The organism is Parafrankia sp. Ea1.12 (genome assembly GCF_900465275.1).
Lineage (GTDB): Bacteria > Actinomycetota > Actinomycetes > Frankiales > Frankiaceae > Parafrankia > Parafrankia soli.
Genome location: NZ_UBIZ01000140.1, coordinates 1 through 17,413 on the forward strand (window position 1 = coordinate 1; position 17,413 = coordinate 17,413).

The 17,413-nt window shown below is 67.1% G+C and carries 11 protein-coding genes and 2 pseudogenes; 8 read left to right on the forward strand and 5 right to left on the reverse strand.

Annotated elements, in window-relative coordinates; translation table 11 throughout:
• Positions 1-3,734, reverse strand: a 3,734-nt coding sequence (locus FMEAI12_RS03530; protein WP_235013659.1) for a type I polyketide synthase, incomplete at its 3' end; no start/stop codon positions are given.
• 366 nt (positions 3,735-4,100) lie between these two features.
• Between FMEAI12_RS03530 and FMEAI12_RS03535 the strand changes: the two are divergent.
• Positions 4,101-4,346 (forward strand): annotated as a pseudogene (locus FMEAI12_RS03535) (transposase); the annotation flags it as partial.
• Positions 4,347-5,376: 1,030 nt separating this feature from the next.
• Here the strand turns inward: FMEAI12_RS03535 and FMEAI12_RS03540 are convergent.
• A pseudogene (locus FMEAI12_RS03540) lies at positions 5,377-6,159 on the reverse strand (integrase core domain-containing protein); the annotation flags it as partial.
• A gap of 34 nt (positions 6,160-6,193) precedes the next feature.
• The gene (locus tag FMEAI12_RS03545; protein ID WP_112104955.1) at positions 6,194-7,738 is read right to left on the reverse strand and encodes a helix-turn-helix domain-containing protein; all 1,545 of its coding nucleotides are present in this window, start codon (positions 7,736-7,738) and stop codon (positions 6,194-6,196) included.
• Positions 7,739-8,382: 644 nt separating this feature from the next.
• Here FMEAI12_RS03545 and FMEAI12_RS37725 point away from each other — a divergent pair.
• The 7 genes from FMEAI12_RS37725 (at position 8,383) to FMEAI12_RS36105 (ending at position 16,007) form a co-directional block, all read left to right on the forward strand.
• Positions 8,383-8,586 (forward strand): hypothetical protein, encoded by a 204-nt coding sequence (locus FMEAI12_RS37725; RefSeq protein WP_112104956.1) that lies wholly within the window; start codon positions 8,383-8,385, stop codon positions 8,584-8,586.
• 110 nt (positions 8,587-8,696) lie between these two features.
• Complete coding sequence (locus FMEAI12_RS03555) at positions 8,697-9,953, forward strand: pentapeptide repeat-containing protein (RefSeq protein WP_112104957.1); 1,257 nt, start codon at positions 8,697-8,699, stop codon at positions 9,951-9,953.
• A 111-nt stretch (positions 9,954-10,064) separates the two neighbouring features.
• On the forward strand, positions 10,065-10,619 hold the full coding sequence (locus FMEAI12_RS03560; RefSeq protein WP_112104958.1) for a TetR/AcrR family transcriptional regulator: 555 nt from the start codon (positions 10,065-10,067) through the stop codon (positions 10,617-10,619).
• Positions 10,619-12,133 (forward strand): alpha/beta hydrolase domain-containing protein, encoded by a 1,515-nt coding sequence (locus tag FMEAI12_RS03565; RefSeq protein WP_112104959.1) that lies wholly within the window; start codon positions 10,619-10,621, stop codon positions 12,131-12,133. Before FMEAI12_RS03560 ends, FMEAI12_RS03565 begins: the two co-directional genes overlap by 1 nt.
• A gap of 77 nt (positions 12,134-12,210) precedes the next feature.
• Complete coding sequence (locus tag FMEAI12_RS03570) at positions 12,211-13,032, forward strand: response regulator (RefSeq protein WP_112104960.1); 822 nt, start codon at positions 12,211-12,213, stop codon at positions 13,030-13,032.
• 386 nt (positions 13,033-13,418) lie between these two features.
• Positions 13,419-14,672 carry an ABC transporter substrate-binding protein gene (locus tag FMEAI12_RS03575; protein ID WP_112104961.1) on the forward strand — a complete coding sequence of 418 codons (1,254 nt, stop codon included), beginning with the start codon at positions 13,419-13,421 and terminating at the stop codon, positions 14,670-14,672.
• Between the two features lie 819 nt (positions 14,673-15,491).
• Positions 15,492-16,007 carry a hypothetical protein gene (locus FMEAI12_RS36105; protein WP_131628104.1) on the forward strand — a complete coding sequence of 172 codons (516 nt, stop codon included), beginning with the start codon at positions 15,492-15,494 and terminating at the stop codon, positions 16,005-16,007.
• Between the two features lie 74 nt (positions 16,008-16,081).
• Here FMEAI12_RS36105 and FMEAI12_RS03580 read toward each other — a convergent pair whose 3' ends face one another.
• Positions 16,082-16,678, reverse strand: coding sequence for an IS630 family transposase (locus FMEAI12_RS03580; RefSeq protein ID WP_235013661.1), 597 nt, complete (start codon positions 16,676-16,678; stop codon positions 16,082-16,084).
• Complete coding sequence (locus tag FMEAI12_RS03585) at positions 16,633-17,214, reverse strand: helix-turn-helix domain-containing protein (protein WP_112104962.1); 582 nt, start codon at positions 17,212-17,214, stop codon at positions 16,633-16,635. The genes FMEAI12_RS03580 and FMEAI12_RS03585 overlap by 46 nt, the downstream gene beginning before the upstream one ends.
• Between the last annotated feature and the right edge of the window lie 199 nt (positions 17,215-17,413).

Here is a 17,413-nt window from a genome sequence, read left to right on the forward strand (position 1 = left end):
GGGGCGAGCCGGGCGACGAACAGTGCGCCGTCTCGCAGGGCCAGCTGGTCCTCGCCGCCGGGGCCGGTCAGCGCGGCGCCGAACAGGGCCAGCGTCTCGTCATCGAGATCGGCCGGAAGGTCGACGAGACCGCCCCAGCCACGGGGTCGTTCGAGGGCCAGCGTCCGGCCCAGCCCCCAGAGCATCGCCTGGGCCGGAGCGCTGACCGGGTCGGCGGGGCCGGTGCTGACGGCGCCGCGCGTGGCGCACCAGTACGGCGCGTACTGGCCGAGGTCGTCGAGTGCCTGCACGAGTGCGCAGGTCAGCGCGAGTCCGTTGGTCAGTTCCGGGTGCACGGGGTTGAACCGGCTGTCGAACGCGAGCAGCGAGAGGACGCCGCCGATATCGTTCTCGCGGCCGGAGATGTGCTTCGACAGGGCCGCGGCGACAAGACCGCGCTCCGCGTCCGTCCCGGAGAGGGGGACCTGGACCGGTGTTCCGCCGAGGCGTTCGACGACCCAGGACAGCCGGGACAGCGTGTCGTCGTCGATCCCAGCCGGCGGGGTCACCAGCAGCCACAGGCCGGTCATCGGCGCGCCGTTGGCGACGTGGTCGGCGACGGTCGCGGTGGCCTGCTCGTCGGAGAACGGCTCCCACCGCACGTGGTAGCGCCAGTGTTCCGGATCCGTTGCCCGCTCGGCGGCTCCCCGGTCCGTTGCGGTGGCGGTTGTGACGGGCGTCCCGTCCATCCAGTGGTGCGTGCGCTGGAAGGCGTAGGTCGGCAGGTCCAGGTGTTTTCCGCCGCGTACGGGCGGCAGCGCCCGCCAGGCGACGGGGATGCCTGCGGCGTCCAGCTCGGCCAGGGCGGCGAGCAGCATCTCGGGCTCGGGACGTCCGGTCCGGCAGGCCGCTACCTGCACCGTCTCCGCGCCGCCGCCTGCGGCGTTCGCCGGCAGGCAGGCCGGCACGAGCGCGGTCAGGACCGCGTCGGGACCGAGTTCGACGAACGCCGTCACGCCGTCCCGGTGCAGCCGGCGAACCCCGTCGAGGAAGCGGACCGGCTCACGCACGTGCCGCACCCAGTACTCGGCGGACGTCAGTTCCGTCACGGTGGCCGGTTCACCGGTGAGGTTGGACATGACCGGTATGGCCGGGGCGTGGTAGGTGACCTGCCCGGCCGCCGTCCGGAACGCCGTGAGCATGTCCTCCATGTGCGGGGAGTGAAAAGCATGGCTGACGGTCAGCCGTTTCGTGCGCCGCCCCCGGGCCGACCACTCAGCGGCCACCCGCTCGACGAGCTCGGCGTCGCCGGCGACGACCGTGGCGGACGGGCTGTTGACCGTGGCGATCTCGACCTTGCCGACGAGGTCGGCGATCGACGCCCGGACCTCCGCCTCGCTCGCGCCGATGGCGGCCATCGCGCCACCCGGTCGGCATTCCTGCATCAGCCGGCCGCGGGCGGCGACCAGCCGGCACGCGTCGTCGAGCGACCAGACGCCGGCGACGTGGGCGGCCGTCAGTTCGCCGATGGAGTGCCCGGCGAGGGTGTCGGGAACGAATCCCCAGGACTCCGCGAGGCGGAACAGCGCGGTCTCGAACGCGAACAGCGCGCACTGGGTGTAGGCGGTCTGGTCGAGCAGCGCCGCGTCCGGCGAGCCGGCGGGAGCGAACATGACCTCGCGCAGCGGACGCTCGAGCAGCGACGCGAACCGGCCACAGATCTCGTCCAGCACCTGCGCGAACACCGGGTAGGCCTGGTAGAGGTCACGGCCCATCCCCGGGTGCTGGCTGCCCTGCCCGGTGAACAGGACGGCGGTCCGGCCGTGGGCGATCGCCGGCCGGGCGACGCCCGCGACGAGCCCCGCCGCGGGGCGGTTCTCGGCGAGCGCGGCGAGGGCGCCGGCCAGGCGTGCGCGCCTGGTGGGTCCGGCTGGGACGACGACGACTGCCCGCGACTCGAACCGGGTGCGCCGGGCGAGGGTGAAGGCGATGTCGACCGGATCGAGGTCCGGGTCCCGGGCCAGGCGTTCGCCGAGCCGTGCCGCCTGGGCCCGCAGCGCCGCCTCGGTCCGGCCTGACAGGACGATCGGCACCGGGGCCATCGGCACTGGGTCGGCCACCGCCGGGGCCTCTTCCAGCACGGTGTGGGCGTTGGTGCCGCTCACACCGAACGCGGATACCGCCGCCCGGCGCGGCGCGGCGCCGTCGCGTTCCCAGCCACGCTCCTCGGTGAGCAGCGCGACGTCTCCGTCCGCCCAGTCCACGTGGGGCGAGGGCTCCCGTACGTGGAGGGTGCGCGGCAGCACTCCGTGCCGGATGGCCTGGACCATCTTGATGACGCCGGCCACGCCGCTGGCCGCCTGCGTGTGCCCGATGTTCGACTTCAGCGACCCGAGGTGGAGCGGCCGGCCGGCCGGGCGGTGCCGGCCGTAGGTGGCGATGACGGCCTGGGCCTCGATCGGGTCGCCGAGGGCGGTGCCGGTCCCGTGTGCCTCGAGGACGTCCACGTCGCCGGGCGCCAGACCGGCGTTTGCCAGGGTCTGGTGGATCAGTTGCTGCTGGGAGAGGCCGTTGGGTGCGGCCAGGCCGTTGCTGGCGCCGTCCTGGTTGACGGCCGTGCCGCGGATCAGTGCGAGCACCGGGTGGCCGTGGCGCCGGGCGTCGGAGAGCCGCTCCAGCAGGAGAACCCCGGCGCCGTCCGCCCACCCGGTGCCGTCGGCGTCCGCGGAGAAGGCCTTGCACCGCCCGTCGGGAGCGAGACCCTGCTTCTGACTGAATTCCAGGAGCATGCCCGGTGTCGTCATGACTGTGACGCCGCCGGCCAGCGCCAGGTCGCACTCACCCGACAACAGCGCCTGGCCCGCGAGGTGGATGGCCACCATAGAGCTGGAGCACTGGGTGTCCACGCACAGGGACGGCCCCTGGAGACCGAACGTGTAGGAGACCCTGCCGGCGATCACGCCGAGGGCGTTGCCGGTGAGCAGCTGTCCCTGGGCCTTGGCCGGAGCGCGGTGCCAGGGCGGACCGTAGTCCTGCAGCGAAACCCCGGTGAACACGCCGGTCCGGGTGCCGCGCAGGGATCCGGGATCCACGCCGGCGCGTTCCAACGCCTCCCAGGAGATCTCCAGCATCAGCCGCTGTTGGGGATCCATGGCGTTCGCCTCGCGCGGGCCTATACCGAAGAAGCCCGGGTCGAACATGCCGATGTCAGGCAGGAAGCCACCCTCGCGGGTGTAAATGGTGCCGGGATGCTCGCGATCCGGATGATAAAGCGCGTCAACGTCCCACCCCCGGTCGGTGGGAAGGCCGACGACGGCATCCCGGCCGTCACGGACCAGCTCCCACAGTGCTTCTGGGGAATCCGCGCCACCTGGTAGTCGGCAGGCCATGCCGACGATGGCAACCGGGTCGTCCTCCCGGGGCTTTCCAGCGGGCGCGACCGCCGTGACCTGTGGGTTCTCCGCGCCGCCGAGGAGACGCGAGCGCAGATAGCCGGCCAGCGCGTCCGGTGACGGGAGATCGAAGAAGAGCGTCGCCGGCAGCCGCAGGCCGGTCGCGGTCTCCAGCTCGGACTGCAACTGCCGGGCGACCTGCCGATAGATCCCGAGGCGGCGCCAGGGCGTGATCGGATCCGCGGCTATATCCGCGGGCTCTCGATCAGTCAGGGCGCCGACGAGTTCCGCTATCAGGTTCAGCAGGGCTCGAACCTGATCGGAATCCGGTTGGCCGGCGAGGCGGTCACGCAACCCGCCCACGGAACCCCTGGCACGTTCGGCGGGAAATTCGCCGGTTCTGGGAGTAGCGTGCATCCACCTCTCCTGGAGGGAGAAACGACAGGTCGCTGTACATGGGTTCAGCACGGAGAAACCGCCCGTGCCAATTTTTGCTTACTGTTACGCTCCCTCGATTCCGGTGCAACGCGTTATGCCACCTTCTTCCTATTTGCAGGGGTATCGCTTGACAGTCGCGCCGGACCCCGCCGCGGTGGGTGAATTTTGGTCGTTTTGGTCACGAGAATTTACCGTCGCGGCCTTGGCAGGCGCGATTTCGGGAGCGTCGGAAAAACTCGTTCAGCGGCCCGGAATTACCGTCGATCCGTGCCTGTCGGCGGAGTACTTCGCGCGCGGCCGACGGGCCTGACCAACCTGCCGCTGCACGACTTCACCCAGAACCAGCTCTGGTGCGCCCTCGTCGCACTCGCCCTCGACCTGACCATCTGGACCCAGACGCTCGCCCTCGCCGGGCAGCCCGCGCGGTGCTGGGAACCGAAACGGCTACGCCACCGGCTGTTCTCGCTCGCGGGCCGGCTCGCCCGCCACGCCCGCACCACCGTCCTGCACCTCGCCGCCCACCACCCCTGGATGTGATGGCGCGCCGTCTGACTCGTGCCGCTACTCCGACCTGGCGCGACCCGCCGGGAGCTCTGGCCGTCCCATACGGAACCGCCGTAGCCACCACCTCGGCGGCGAAGGCCCGCTACGCCCTCGGCCCTCACCGTGGCCGTAACCACGCCAGCCAGGGCCAGACCGTGACCCTGATGATGCGCAACGTCGCCCGGGACGAGACCCGCATGGTGCGCCACCTCGTGCGCGAGCTCGCCGACCACGCCGACGAAGCGCTGTCCTACGAGGTGCGGGTCGCGAGCGCGGAGTTCGTCCGCGCGACCGACCCCAATCTCCCCGAGGGGTCCGGGACGATGATCCTCACCGCCGAGCAGGAGACCGTCGACCGGCTCGGCCCCGACGAGCGCACCCTGATCACCGACCTGATCGGCGCGATCATCACCGACTACACACCCGTAGCCAGTACATCTCCGCTGACCGGCTCCGCAAGATGCTGCGCGACATCGTCGAAGACGCGCTCACCGCGGTGCGGATCCACCCCGGGGTGTACTTCGTGCACCACCGCCACGCCCCGCCCTCGCTGCGCGTGGGACCACGCCTGCCCGGCGGACCCCCGCACGGTCCCGTCGCCCCTCCCGCTGAGCGTGCGTTTTTGCCGCCGGGTCGGAGAGGGAGGGTCGACAGCGCGTTCGCGACCAAGGCCCAGGTTGACCTGGAATCCATCGCCCGCGACATCGCCCGCGCCCAGGCCGAGGGCCACACCCCTACCAGGTCCGCCGGCTCCACCAGCGCTACACCGCCGTCTACCAGGCCGCCGAGCAGTACCAGGCCGACCTCGACACCCACCTCACCGCCACCGACGCCATCCTCCAACTCGTCCAGGCGCAGATGGCCACCCTGATGATCAGGGTTGCTGATGCGGAGACCGACCCGGCTCAGGAACAGCCCTCTCGGGCCTGCGAGCAAGGTAACTGCGGGCCTGTGGGGCTCCAGAACTTGGGTTTCGGCCTCTGATCTGCTCTTTTACAGCTGACGTGATCGTTTGGGGGCGTCGTCAGGCGGCGTTGCGGTATTCGTTGATCATGGCGCCGAGGATGCGTGTGCGACGGACGGCGGACTCCGAGGTCGATGTGACCATCGGTGGCGGGTCGGGTGGGTGCTGGTCGAGGGAGCGGTGGGGCCGGTGGATGTTGAAATGCTTGGCGTAGCTGCTGAGGACCGACGTGAGGTGCCGTTCGGAGACGATCAATAGTCTGTCGGTGCATTCCCTGCGGACGGTGCCGACCCAGCGTTCCGCGATCGCGTTCGCCTGCGGTGACTGCGGCGGTGTGCGCACCACGTCGATACCGCCCCCGGCAAACACAGCGTCGAACGAGGCCGTGAACTTCGCATCTCGGTCACGGATGAGGAACCGGAACCGGTGGGTGTGTTCCTCGAGATCCATCAGCAGGTTCCTGGCCCGCTGGGTGACCCATGCCGCGGTCGGATGCTTCGTGACCCCGAGGACATGGACACGGCGAGTGGCGTGCTCGCCGACGAAGAACACGTAGATCCGTTGGAGGAACACGGTGTCGACGGTGAAGAAATCGCAGGCCAGGATGCCGGAGGCCTGGGCGCGTAGGAATGTGCGCCAGGAGGTGTCGGACCTGCGGGGTGCGGGGTCGACCCCGGCGCGGTGCAGGATCCGCCAGACGGTGGCGACCCCGACCGGGTAGCCCAGCCCGATCAGTTCTCCCTGGATCCGGCGGTGGCCCCAGGTCGGGTTCTCCCGTGCGAGGTGCAGGACCAGATCGCGGATCTCCCGGCGGACCGCTGGCCGCCCAGGGGTCTTGCGCGGGTCTTCACATGGCCTATCGTGGCCATAATGTCGTTCAGGGTAGCGACCATAGGCGGATGGTGCTGTCGCTGCTGGTGCTTGCCAGCACGCGGCCGTTCGGGGAGAAGCGCACCGAGAGAACCCAGCCCTGGTAGCCGGTGAGTGGCGCGCTGATGGGCTCCGGGTTGGACAGGTCGGTCACGTCCCACAGTCTCACGGAGTTGTCGAACCCGCTGCTGGCGAGAGTGCTGCCATCCGGGGAGAAAGCGAGCGACCAGACGCGGTTGGTATGCCCGGTGAGCGGTCTCCCGATCGGATGGGGGTCCTCCGGAACGGCAAGGTCCCAGAGTCGGACCACGCCGTCGGTGCTCCCGGTGGCAAGGAGTCGTCCGTTGGGGGAGAAGGCGGCCACGTACGTGGTGGCGGGTGTTGGCAGGGATTGGGTCAGTCGTTTAGGGGCCCCACGGTCGGCCATGTCCCAGATCGCGATGGTCCTGCTGTAGCCGGCGGCTACCAGGAGGCGGTTGTCCGCGGAGAAAGCAACCGATGTCACGAACTCCATATCGCTGCTCAGTCGCGCGAATTGCCACGGTCTGGCGTGGTTGGTCATGTCCCACAGCCGCACCGTCGTGTCGTCGCTGCCGGATGCGAGCGTGCGGCCATCCGCGGAGAACGCCACCGACCATATCGGTCCCGAGCCGTCGGTCAGCGCACGACCAGCCGGCTGGGGAGCCCCGATGTCGGCTGTGTCCCACAGCCATATGGATCCGTCCCAGCTGCCACCGGCCAAAATACGCCCATCTGGCGAGAACGCCAGTGATGTCACCCCGTCGCGTGGGCCGGTTAGGGCAGGATCGATCCGGACGGGCGTGGCGGGGTCGGTCATGTCCCACAACCACACTCCGCCTTTCCTGCTACTGCTAGCCATTACTTTCCCGTCGGGGGAGAACGCGGTGGACAACGCCCAGCCGTTCTGATCGGCCAACGGGCGCCCGAGCGGCCGGACACCGGGTTCACGCCCGAGAATCATGGTGAGAATGAGAACGATACCTACCACGCTGGAGAACAACACCATGATGATAGCTGCGACGGAGATACTCCGGCGGTTCCACTTCCAGCCGGATCTGCGCGCGCCGTGAAACCGGCTGTGTTCATTCTGTGCGGCTGGTCTTGGTGCGGAGTCGTCCGCGGCTGCGAGTGCTGGTGGCACCAGAGAGACCGGATGGGTTGAGTACTCGGCGCCTTCAACAGGATCGGTGTTCTCATTGTCGCCGCCTGCGGTGGGAAGTTCGGTGCCGTCGCTCGTCGAGATCGACGCCGCAGTTTCCCAGAGTCTGAACAGGCGTGCGATTTCGTCCCCGTCGGCGCCGCATACTCGCGCGACGCGTTCGATGGTGCCGAACTGTACTGGCACGGACTGGCCTGTGCAGTAGCGCTGTACTGTGGATCGACCCGCGTTGACCTTTCGGCCGATCCATTCGTAACTCCGACCGCTGCGCTGCTTGAGTGCGGAGAGGAGTTCACCCAGCTCCTCGGAGGATGAGGCCGTCCTGACGGGTTTCCCTAGATCCCCATCCCGTGGTGAAGTCATGGCCAGCATGCTACCGACGGAGGGCGTCCGAGGATCTCCGCGTCCCAGTGCGCTGCGTTTCCGCAGGTCACAGCCGGTCCGATGTCCCGGGACCCCAACCCAGCTTAGCCCGGTTGTCAGATACTGGGCGGCTCTGCGACGCTACTGAAACCGCCAGCGGACGAGGCTCTCCCAGCCATCGTTGAGGCGCGGCATATCAAATGGCCCTGGGGCTTACGATCATATTTCCAGAACCGGAGAGCCTCAGATTTGGTCCCGGTGGATCGCTGTCGAAGCAGCTGATTCTCTGAGCTGACAGAAACGGTGCGTGGGAGTTAAGAAATGCAATCTGTAATGACAATCAAACTAGGCTGGAGGGCGGACTGGTGAAAGGATGGCCGCGACTCCCGTCGTCGTGCCTGCGACAGGTCTGGAAGCAGTTCGCGATCGTCGTCGGCGGAATCCTTCTGGCGCTCCTGGCGGCGGCGAATCTTCCTGGTCCATCCGCGCGGCCGGCGGGAGTTGGTGCTTCGGCGGTCACGCCGGGCGCGAGTGCAAATGCGCCGGACCAGATACCGCATCTGTTACGCCGATACGCCCAGACCGCTGTCCCTTCGCTCCCTTCAGATGCCGCCCCGATCAGAGCCACCCGAGCTCCGGTCGTTGTCCCCAACGTGGTCGGCCTGGACCTGCGGACGGCGGAGGGCGTGCTTTTCCCCTCGCTATTGCCCAGTGCCATCGATGATCCGGCCTGGCGCGGGCGGAGGACCGTCGGGTCGCGCTGGGTGGTCGTGACGCAGAAGCCGGTCGCCGGCAGCCAGGTGCCAGCGCTGACCACTATCGATCTGTACGTGGTTGAGGCTCGGGAGTCGGATTGAGTCCGCCCCGGCGGGCCTGGGGAAGAGAGCGTCCGGGAGGAATCTGCCCGGTGCAGGATCCGGAAAGGGCATACGTGTCGGGATCGACTCGGTGTCAGTGGGGAACTGGTATGTATTTTTCTGCCAAGCGCGACTTTCAGGTTACTGAAAGGAGAGCGGAGTATCTAATCGCTGGGCGGTGGTTGCGGGTCGCTACCGGGGCCGCGGCGTCGGGGGCTGCGCTTGCGACGATGGGGATCTTCTACCTGCGCGCCTCGATGCATCCGTCTGGCCTCGGCGGAGAAGCGGAGGCTCGGGCGATGGTGGAGTGCGTGTTGCTGATTGCATCGGTCACGCTGGCGACGCTGGCCGGCTACCAGGTCGCCGCGGACGGGACGCGCCGAGCGTACGCGCAGGCATGGACAGCGGGCATCCGGGAAAAGGACAGCAATGCCCGCTTTTGCGCCCGGTATTTCTTCGGCCGCGCGGTTGACCGGCTCGGCAGCGAGAACAACACGACTCGCCTCGGCGGGATCTACGCCCTGGAGCGGATCGCGATGGACTCACCGAGTGACCAGCGCGCGGTCGTCGAGGTCCTCTCCGCCTTCATCCGCACCCGCAGCACGGACCCTACGCTGCGGCCCGCCGCGTCCGGTCCGGTCGTTCCGCTGCGCCCTGCCGTGGACATCCACGCTGCGGTGGCGGTCCTGGGGCGTCTGTCCGTCCTCGACGGTGTCCCCCGCGCGGACTTGAGTGGTGCGAAGCTGACAGGTCCCGCCGCCCTGCACTGCATACAGGCCAGCTATGGCAACCTCAGCAACACCGACCTCACCGGAGCGGACCTCAGCCACGCCCATCTGGGTCGGGCGGACCTCACTGCCACCCGGCTGGGCGGCACGGATCTCACGGGCGCCTCGCTGAACGAGGCCAACCTCAGCTATACCTGGTTGGGCGGAGCGAACCTGACCCGCGCCCGGCTAGGCGGCGCGGATCTCACGGGCGCATCGCTAAGCGGAGCGAACCTGACCCGCGCCTGGCTGGACGGCGCGGATCTCACGGGCGCATCGCTAAGCGGAGCGAACCTGACCCGCGCCTGGCTGACCGAGGCGGACCTGACCGGCGCCTGGCTGGGCGGAGCGAACCTCATCACCGCGGTGGGACTGGTCCAGGATCAGATCGACGCGGCATACGGCGACGGGTGGACGCGGCTACCGCCGGAACTAACGAGACCGGCCTCGTGGACCTCGGCCGAGGCTGACGAGTACCGCCCGGCAGATCCACACCAGTTCGTCGGACAGTGGCATCCGGAGGTGCTGGCGGGGCAGGAAAACGCCCTGTCCGCCTGGGACTATCACCAGACGATCCTTCCGAAGGTCGTGATTGTGTGAGCGAGGCGCCGCACGACCTGGCCGTGCGCCAGGCTCCGGCGCCGGTACGTCCGGTGCAACGCGCCTGCCCGGGTCGGCGACCGGCGGGTCCGCCGTTCGCGCGCCGCGCTCATGCGGGCCGCGGTGACCTTGGTGGCAGAGCGGGGCACGACAGCGATCAAGGTGTCTGATCTCGCGGAGACGGCGGATGTCAGCCGCCAGCTGATGTATCTGCAGTTCGGTGATCGTGACGCCCTGTTCCTGGAGGCGGCACGTGATCTTCTGGCGCGGGAGCTTCTGCCCGACATCACCCAGGAGCCTGAGGGCGGACGCCTTCGAGTGCTGGTCACGACCCGGCACTTCGCGCGGTACCGGTCCTTCTACCGGGCGATGCTGATGGGGTCGTGTGCGTTCGGTCTGGCCAGGATCTTGCACGGTCTCGTCGCTCCGTTCGGGCAGCAACTGGTGGTTCGGATGTCCGACGGGTCACTCGCCCCGGATCTCGTCGAGGACTTTGCCGGGTTCGTTGTCGGTGGGTGGTCCGCGCTTTTCGCTTCGTGGGTGGTGGATGGGCCCGATCCCCTCGACCCGGAGGCGTTTGCGGACCGGCTGATCCGGATGCTGTCCGCCGTCGCCCTCCGTGAACGTCCACCCGAACTGATGATCACAGTTGGAGAGTTGGACTGATGCCTGCTGACATGAGCCCCCGTGGCCGAGGGATCGCACCGGGTTGGCTGAGGGCGGCGCTGCTCTGCTGCCTGCTTGCCGCCACTGCGACGGTGGCGGGCTGCTCGGACGGGGCGCCGCAGAAGCCGACGACGTCCGTGATGCCCGCGCCGCGGCCAGCAGGGCCAGCGGCCGACTTACAGGAGCTGACCGGCGGCAAAGGGGTGAACATGGGCTCGCCGGTGGTGGTCGACTTGACCGGGCCCGGCTACATCCAGAACGAATATGTAGCCTCGGGCACCGCGACGTCCTACCGGCCACAGGGTGCGCTGGCCCGCGATGGCCGCTGGGTTTTCCAGCCCGCCGATGCTGCCGCCTACCGCACCCGGGTTCTCGTCCGGCGTCCGGCGGATGCGCGGGACGTCAGCGGCACCGTGGTCATCGAATGGCTGAATGTCAGCTCCGGCGTCGACTCGGACGTCGAGTGGTACAACACCTATGAGGAGCTGATGCGGCACGGTGACGTCTGGGTGGGCGTCTCGGCCCAGCACATCGGCGTGATGGGCGGGGACGTACTCACACCGTCCGCCGCCGGCAGTACGACAACCGGCCTACGGGGCGCCGATCCGGCCCGATACGGGTCGCTCAACCAGCCCGGGGACGGCTACGCCTTCGACATCTTCACCCAGGTGGCCCGGGCGATACGCGCGGGCGGTGTGGCGATGGGCGGCTCCACGCCGAAATACCTGCTCGCCGCCGGCGAATCCCAGTCGGCGTATGCCATGGTCACTTACATCAACGGGGTGCAGCCGCTCACCCAGGCATTCGACGGCTTCCTGGTCCACAGCAGAGGCAGCGGCGCACTACCGCTCGTCGGGCCAGGCCAGTCCACCAGCCTCACCGACACCGCCGCGACCACACCGACACTCGTCCGAAGCGATACCGGCGTGCCTGTGCTCGACGTCCAGACCGAGGGTGACCTCACCGTCGTCCTGAACTCCCTGCGGGCGCGGCAGGATGACAGCAGCCGGTTCCGCCTCTGGGAGGTGGCCGGAGCCGCACACGCCGACGCCCACGCGCTCGGCCCGTTCGTGAATGCGCTCGACTGCGGGGTGCCAGTCAACAACGCCCCGACACACATCATGGTGAAGGCCGCGATCCGTGCCCTCGAGACCTGGGTCCAGGCCGGGACCCCACCGCCCACCGCGCCGCGAATCACGGTCATCTCCGGCGACAGTCCCGACGTCGCCCGCGACACCGACGGCATCGCCGAAGGCGGCATACGTACCCCGCCCGTCGATGTGCCAGTCGATATCCTGTCTGGTACTCCCGCAACGAACGCCTCAGTGCTCTGTGAACTGTTCGGCTCGACGAAACCACTGCCGGTCACGCGCATCGCCATGCTCTACCCCACGAAGGACGCCTACCTGCAGCGTTATACCGCTGCGGTCGACAAGACCATGGAGGCCGGTTTCGCGCTGACTGCCGACCGCGCCGCGCTGCTCGCCTACGCACAACCAGATCGCATCCACTGAGTGCCCGACGCAGGTCATCGCCCTCCGCCGTACAGGCAGATTCAGACACGCTTACCGGGCTGAAAGGCTGCGCATTCATGCCAATATCATACGTCTGCCGCCCTCGCCCCACCGGAGCGCGGTACGCACCAAAAAGCCAGATTGACACCCTGGTCGTCAGTGGCGACTCGTCGTATGCCGAGTCCATCAGGATGAACATCGAGAAGATCTCCGGATTTGCCGTTGGTGCGGTGACTCTCACAGGCGGCCAGTCCATACGGCTACTCACTCACAACTCGTATGATCTAGTCATACTCGACCTCGACCTGTCCGATATGGCTGGCCTTGAAGTATGTAGATCAATTCGGTCCCGTAACGCGGGGCCGGACATAATCGCTGTCACCGCCGACCGTGAACTTGCAACAGTCCGAGTAGCCGTCTCCTACGGAGTCATTCATTACCTGGTGAAGCCTTTCGATTTTGCCGACTTCCGGGCCCGCCTCCACCGGTACGCGCTATTCCGACAGCAGGTCGCGGATAATGCCACCGGCCAGATAGGACAGCACGAGATCGATTCCGCTCTGGCCATGCTGTCGCCAGACCCCACGGCGCAGCCAAAAGCCCCGAAGGGCCTGACCACGGCGACACTCGATGCCATCGTCACGTGCCTGCGCGCGGCGTCCACGCCGGTCTCGTCGGACGATGTTGCCAGAACATTAGGCATTTCCCGAGTAACCGCCCGACGTTACCTCGAACGGTTGGCCCAGGAACGGCTGGCAATCCGCCGCCAACGTTATGGACGGCCTGGACGCCCGGAGCATCTCTACTGTTGGCGGGCAGGGGATCAAGAACCTGAAACCGTTCACATGGGCCAGGGGGCCCGAAGAGATCCTGACAGTCTCCCCCCTTATCAATCTTGAAGGGTCAGGGTCTGACTATGGTGCGTCCGGAACGAGGGTGGAGCGAAGCGCGAGGAATCCGTGAACGCCGTGCCGGAGAGGGAAAATGGCATGCCCAATCTCGGCACGCGCGGAGAGGTTCCGGTAGTCTTGCCGAGAAAACAGCGAGGGTTTCTATCTATGCGTGGTGGGCTTGGCGGAGCCTCGAATCGTTAAGGTTGGTATCGCCGGGACCCCGTCCACGTCCTTGAATACCCCTTCGTGCGTTGCGCGAGTTCGGAGAAGCCGGCGTCGACAGCACGGGTGGCCGAATGCAGCGACAGACGAGGCAAGGCGCATACTCTGCTCTACAGAGTAGCGAAATGGATACTTCCGGTCGCTGCTCTTCGCCATTCCATGGAGAAGCGATGATTTTCGGTAGATTGTCGATACGATGGATAGTGTCGGTTGCAATTGTCGTTGTTGTGGCTGGCTGTACTTTGCCGGGCAGTGGGAAGCGGCGACCGGTGGCGGTTGGCTGTGACAGCCCGGGAGTCACCTCCGACCAGGTGAAACTGGGGTTGGTGTTCTCTGACTCGGGTATTGGTAGCACTGCACTTTCCTCGGCCCGGTCCGGGGTGGATGCTCGGATCAACCTGGCCAACGCTCAAGGTGGCATCCACGGTCGTAGGATTTTTTACCAGTGGCGCGATGACGCGAGTTCCTCGTCGCAGAACGCGCTGGCCACTCAGGATCTTGTGCAGGAATCCGTGTTCGGTCTCGTGGCAGCTACGGCCTCGCTCGAAGGTTCACTGGCTCGTCTCGACGCGCAGGGCATCCCCGTGGTAGGTATCGCGCTTCCGTCTTGGAACAGGTATCGTAACCTTTTTTCCCACCTCTACATGCCCTCTCCGGGAACGGTCGCCCGATATATCCAGGCCCACGGTGGGACGAGAATCGCTGTTGTTACCACTGGCACTGTAGCCTTAACCATGGAGACCATCACTCAGTACAAAAACGCCTTCAGTGCTCTCGGACTCGCCGCGACCGATCCCATCCCGTACACGAGCAGTAGTGACAGCCCGCAGCGCATAGTCCACCAGCTCGCTGCTATTCGCGCCGATGCCCTGATCGGCTTCACCGCGCCAGAGGATCTTGCTGACATCGTGCAGGCAGCTCGTGCCGCGAGCCTACGCCTGAACGTCGGTGTTTCCCTGACCGGCTATGACAAAGCCCTTCTTCCCGCGTTCGGTCAAGCGCTGGCTGGTGTGTCGATCCCCGTGTATTTTCGTCCGTTCGAGGCGGGAGGCCCAGCCATCGACCGCTACCGCGATGCAATGACACTCTACGCGCCTGAAAGTATCGAACCCGACCAGCAGTTCGCCATGCTCGCCTACATATACACCGACCTGTTCCTACGCGGACTTGACCTGGCCGGCACCTGCCCAACCCGTGAAGGGTTCATCAAAGCTCTACGGAGTGTCACTGACTATGATGCGGACGGTCTGATCTCGCCTGTCGACCTAAGTACCAACTCTACCCACCCCCTCGATTGCTTCGCGTTCGTCCGTGTCAACCCCACCGGCACCGCGTTCGATGTCGTAAATCAAAGACTCTGCTCCGACGGCTCGGAATCCCTGCCGCCGGGAAATGAATCAACGCCAACCGGCCGTAGTCGGTAAGAAGACAGAGAAGTGAGCCTTTCCCGCGTGACTTTCAGCCAGCGCGTGTGAGCGCCACGGGGTGTGGTTGGTTACGGGTGAAGCTGAGGGCCGCGGCAAGGGGCTCTGTTCCCCCCGGCTGGTGTCGTGATCAGACTGCCATGGCAAGTTCGGTGAAGGTAAGATCTTGAATGGGTGGTGCGTGCACGTGCTGCTTGTCGCCGGGCTACCCCACTCTCAGATCGCCGGGCGACTCTGGCTCGACGGCAAGACCGTGCGTCGCTTCGCCCGTGCGACCACCTCTGACGAGCCGATCAACGGTGCTCCTACGAGACGACGCGGCACCTCGGACCGCCATGCCGTCTATCTGACCGCACGGTGGAACGCCGGTGTCACCAGCACCCGCCAGCTCCACCAGGAGCTGTGCGACGGCTGCCCCGACCTCGGCTCTTCGCCCGCGAACGGGTCGCTTCCTTCTCCGACGTACTCGTCCATCGCCGCGGCGGCGCAGCGCTGGAAGCATGGGTCCAGTGGGCCGAGGCATGCGCCCTGCCCGCGCTACGCGGCTACGCCACCGGCCTGCGTTCCGGCTGGGACGCGGTCGCCGCCGGTGTCACCCACACGTGGAGCTCCGGCCAGGCCGGAGGGCAGGGGGTCATGTTGGATCAAAATGATCAAACGTCAAATGTTTGGACGAGCGAACCCAGACCTGCTCCGCACCTGTGAGCTCGCCGACCAATAAAGATCCAAACCACAATCACGGAACTTGCGCCAGAGCCCAGTTCCAGGCGTCGTCGGCGGCTAGGCCGCAGCGGGTGCCGGTCGTAGCGGATCGGACCCGTGGCGCGGGTCAATTACGAGGTGAAATATATGACTATGTCCAAAAACTTCGAGCAGGTAGACGGTGTGGGGCCGGTTGTCGGTGGGACACAGGGCAATCCGCCTTCCGTCGGTGGGTCGCTGGTGCGGTGGGTGCAATACCAGGCGCCAGTGTTCGTACGGGTGCAGTCGGACGTGGACGGTCAAGGTGGCAGGGTCACCAAGGTGATCGTGGTTGCTGACCCCGGTGACCTACACCTCGCTCGTGACGGCCATGGTCGTTTCCTGGTTTACGACAACGGCTTCGACCCGCTTCGACAGGATGACTCCCAGGCCGGCCTTAATCTCGTCCAGACGGTTTCGATCGCCGAGGACCGCCACCGCTGGCCCGATGGGCACCTCATCGCCCTCGGGAACGGCTGGGACAGCGGACCCGACCCACGTATTGACCCCGCCTACTACCCCGACCGCAACTGCCTGCCATCACCGGTTGAGCCCGCCGAGGGTGGCACAGGTCTAGCCTGGGATGGGTGGTGACCGGTGACGGAGCAGCGCTGCTGCACCGGGGCTTATGGCGGCGGCGCTGGTGAGCTCGTCTAGTGCTGGGTTCCTCAAAGGCAGTACACAAACCGCTGGCGGAGTTTGCGGGTGGGTGGTGCCGGTCGTCCCCAGATCCATGATTTGGCGCGGGTGTTGAGGTGGGTGGTGGCCAGGTCGACGGCGTGGGTGATCTCGTCGGTGTCGGCGAAGGTCTGTCCGGCGAACGCGGCCCTGCGTAGCAGCCGCCACCAGCCTTCCTGCAGGTTCAGCCAGCAGGCTTTCTTCGGGATGAACACCTGCTGGATACGCGGGTGGCGGGCCAGCCACTGGCGGACCTTCCGGCTGGTGTGGGTGCCCGGGTTGTCGGTGATCACCCGGATCGGGCCGCGGGGATTTGCTCGGGCGAGGTGGGTCAGCAACTGGATCCAGCCGTCGCTGTTGCGCGACGGGGCGCAGCAGGTGACCTCGGTGCCGTCGCGGATGCGCAGGGCGCCGAAGACCCAGGTCTTCTCGCTGCCCCGGGAGTACTCCAGGGGTGCCTTGAGGCGGTGGCCGTCGGGTGACCAGCCCGGCGCCGGCGGGAACGTGCGTGGGATCACCGGGCCGAGCTCGTCGGCGCAGATCACCGTGGTGCCGGCGGGCGGGTGGGTGTAGAGCTCGACGACCACCGCCCTTTTGGGACGAAGTCGGGGTCGGCGCTGTCGGCCCAGGAACGGGTGTGCCGCCAGCGCACCTTCTCGCGTACGAGAATGCGCCGGACCTGGCTGCGCTGGATCTGGATGCCCTCGGCCTGGGCGGCCTCGGTCAGGGTGTCCAATGTCCATTGCGCGCACCCGTCCGGGTCGGCGGCGTCCAGTTCACCGGCGGGGGTGCGTTCCAGCCGGCCCGGTGGGATGGAGCGGGCCAGCTCGATGATCTGGGAGCGTTCGGTCTCGGTGATCCGCCGGGGGCGTCCGGGTATCGGCTGGTCGGCCAGCCCGTCCAGGCCGTCGGTGTTGAACCGGTGCAGCCACTGCCGCACCGTCTTGGGGTGACAGCGCAGGGCGGCGGCGATCTGGGGGACGTGGTGGCCGGTCCAGCTGGCCGTGACGATCTGGGCGCGTAGGATCCAGTCGGCCGGAGCGTGCCGGGCACCCGCCAGCCGGCGGATCTTCTGCTCCTCGACCGGGTCCCGGGGCTCCCGCGCATACAAGAACTTCGGCATGACGTACTCCCTGTCAAAACAGGGCGATACCCGGGCTCAGCCGATCTACCCCAGCCTTTGAGGAACGTTGCACTAGTAGGACTTGATTAGGTCTGTCATTGGTTGTACTGACTGTCGTCTTCGTGTGTGTGGCGGTGGTTGGTATGGAACTGGGTGAGATGGGCCGTGTGCGGCCGGTGATCGAACGGTTCGCGGCGGA

What these genes read in the sequence shown, in the direction of transcription:
- FMEAI12_RS03545 (WP_112104955.1), bottom strand. Translation starts at nt 7,738, where the DNA reads ATGCTGGCCATGACTTCACCACGGGATGGGGATCTAGGGAAACCCGTC.
- FMEAI12_RS03575 (WP_112104961.1), top strand. Translation starts at nt 13,419, where the DNA reads ATGATTTTCGGTAGATTGTCGATACGATGGATAGTGTCGGTTGCAATT.
- FMEAI12_RS03585 (WP_112104962.1), bottom strand. Translation starts at nt 17,214, where the DNA reads ATGCCGAAGTTCTTGTATGCGCGGGAGCCCCGGGACCCGGTCGAGGAG.
- FMEAI12_RS03560 (WP_112104958.1), top strand. Translation starts at nt 10,065, where the DNA reads ATGCGGGCCGCGGTGACCTTGGTGGCAGAGCGGGGCACGACAGCGATC.
- FMEAI12_RS03565 (WP_112104959.1), top strand. Translation starts at nt 10,619, where the DNA reads ATGCCTGCTGACATGAGCCCCCGTGGCCGAGGGATCGCACCGGGTTGG.
- FMEAI12_RS03570 (WP_112104960.1), top strand. Translation starts at nt 12,211, where the DNA reads ATGCCAATATCATACGTCTGCCGCCCTCGCCCCACCGGAGCGCGGTAC.
- FMEAI12_RS03555 (WP_112104957.1), top strand. Translation starts at nt 8,697, where the DNA reads ATGTATTTTTCTGCCAAGCGCGACTTTCAGGTTACTGAAAGGAGAGCG.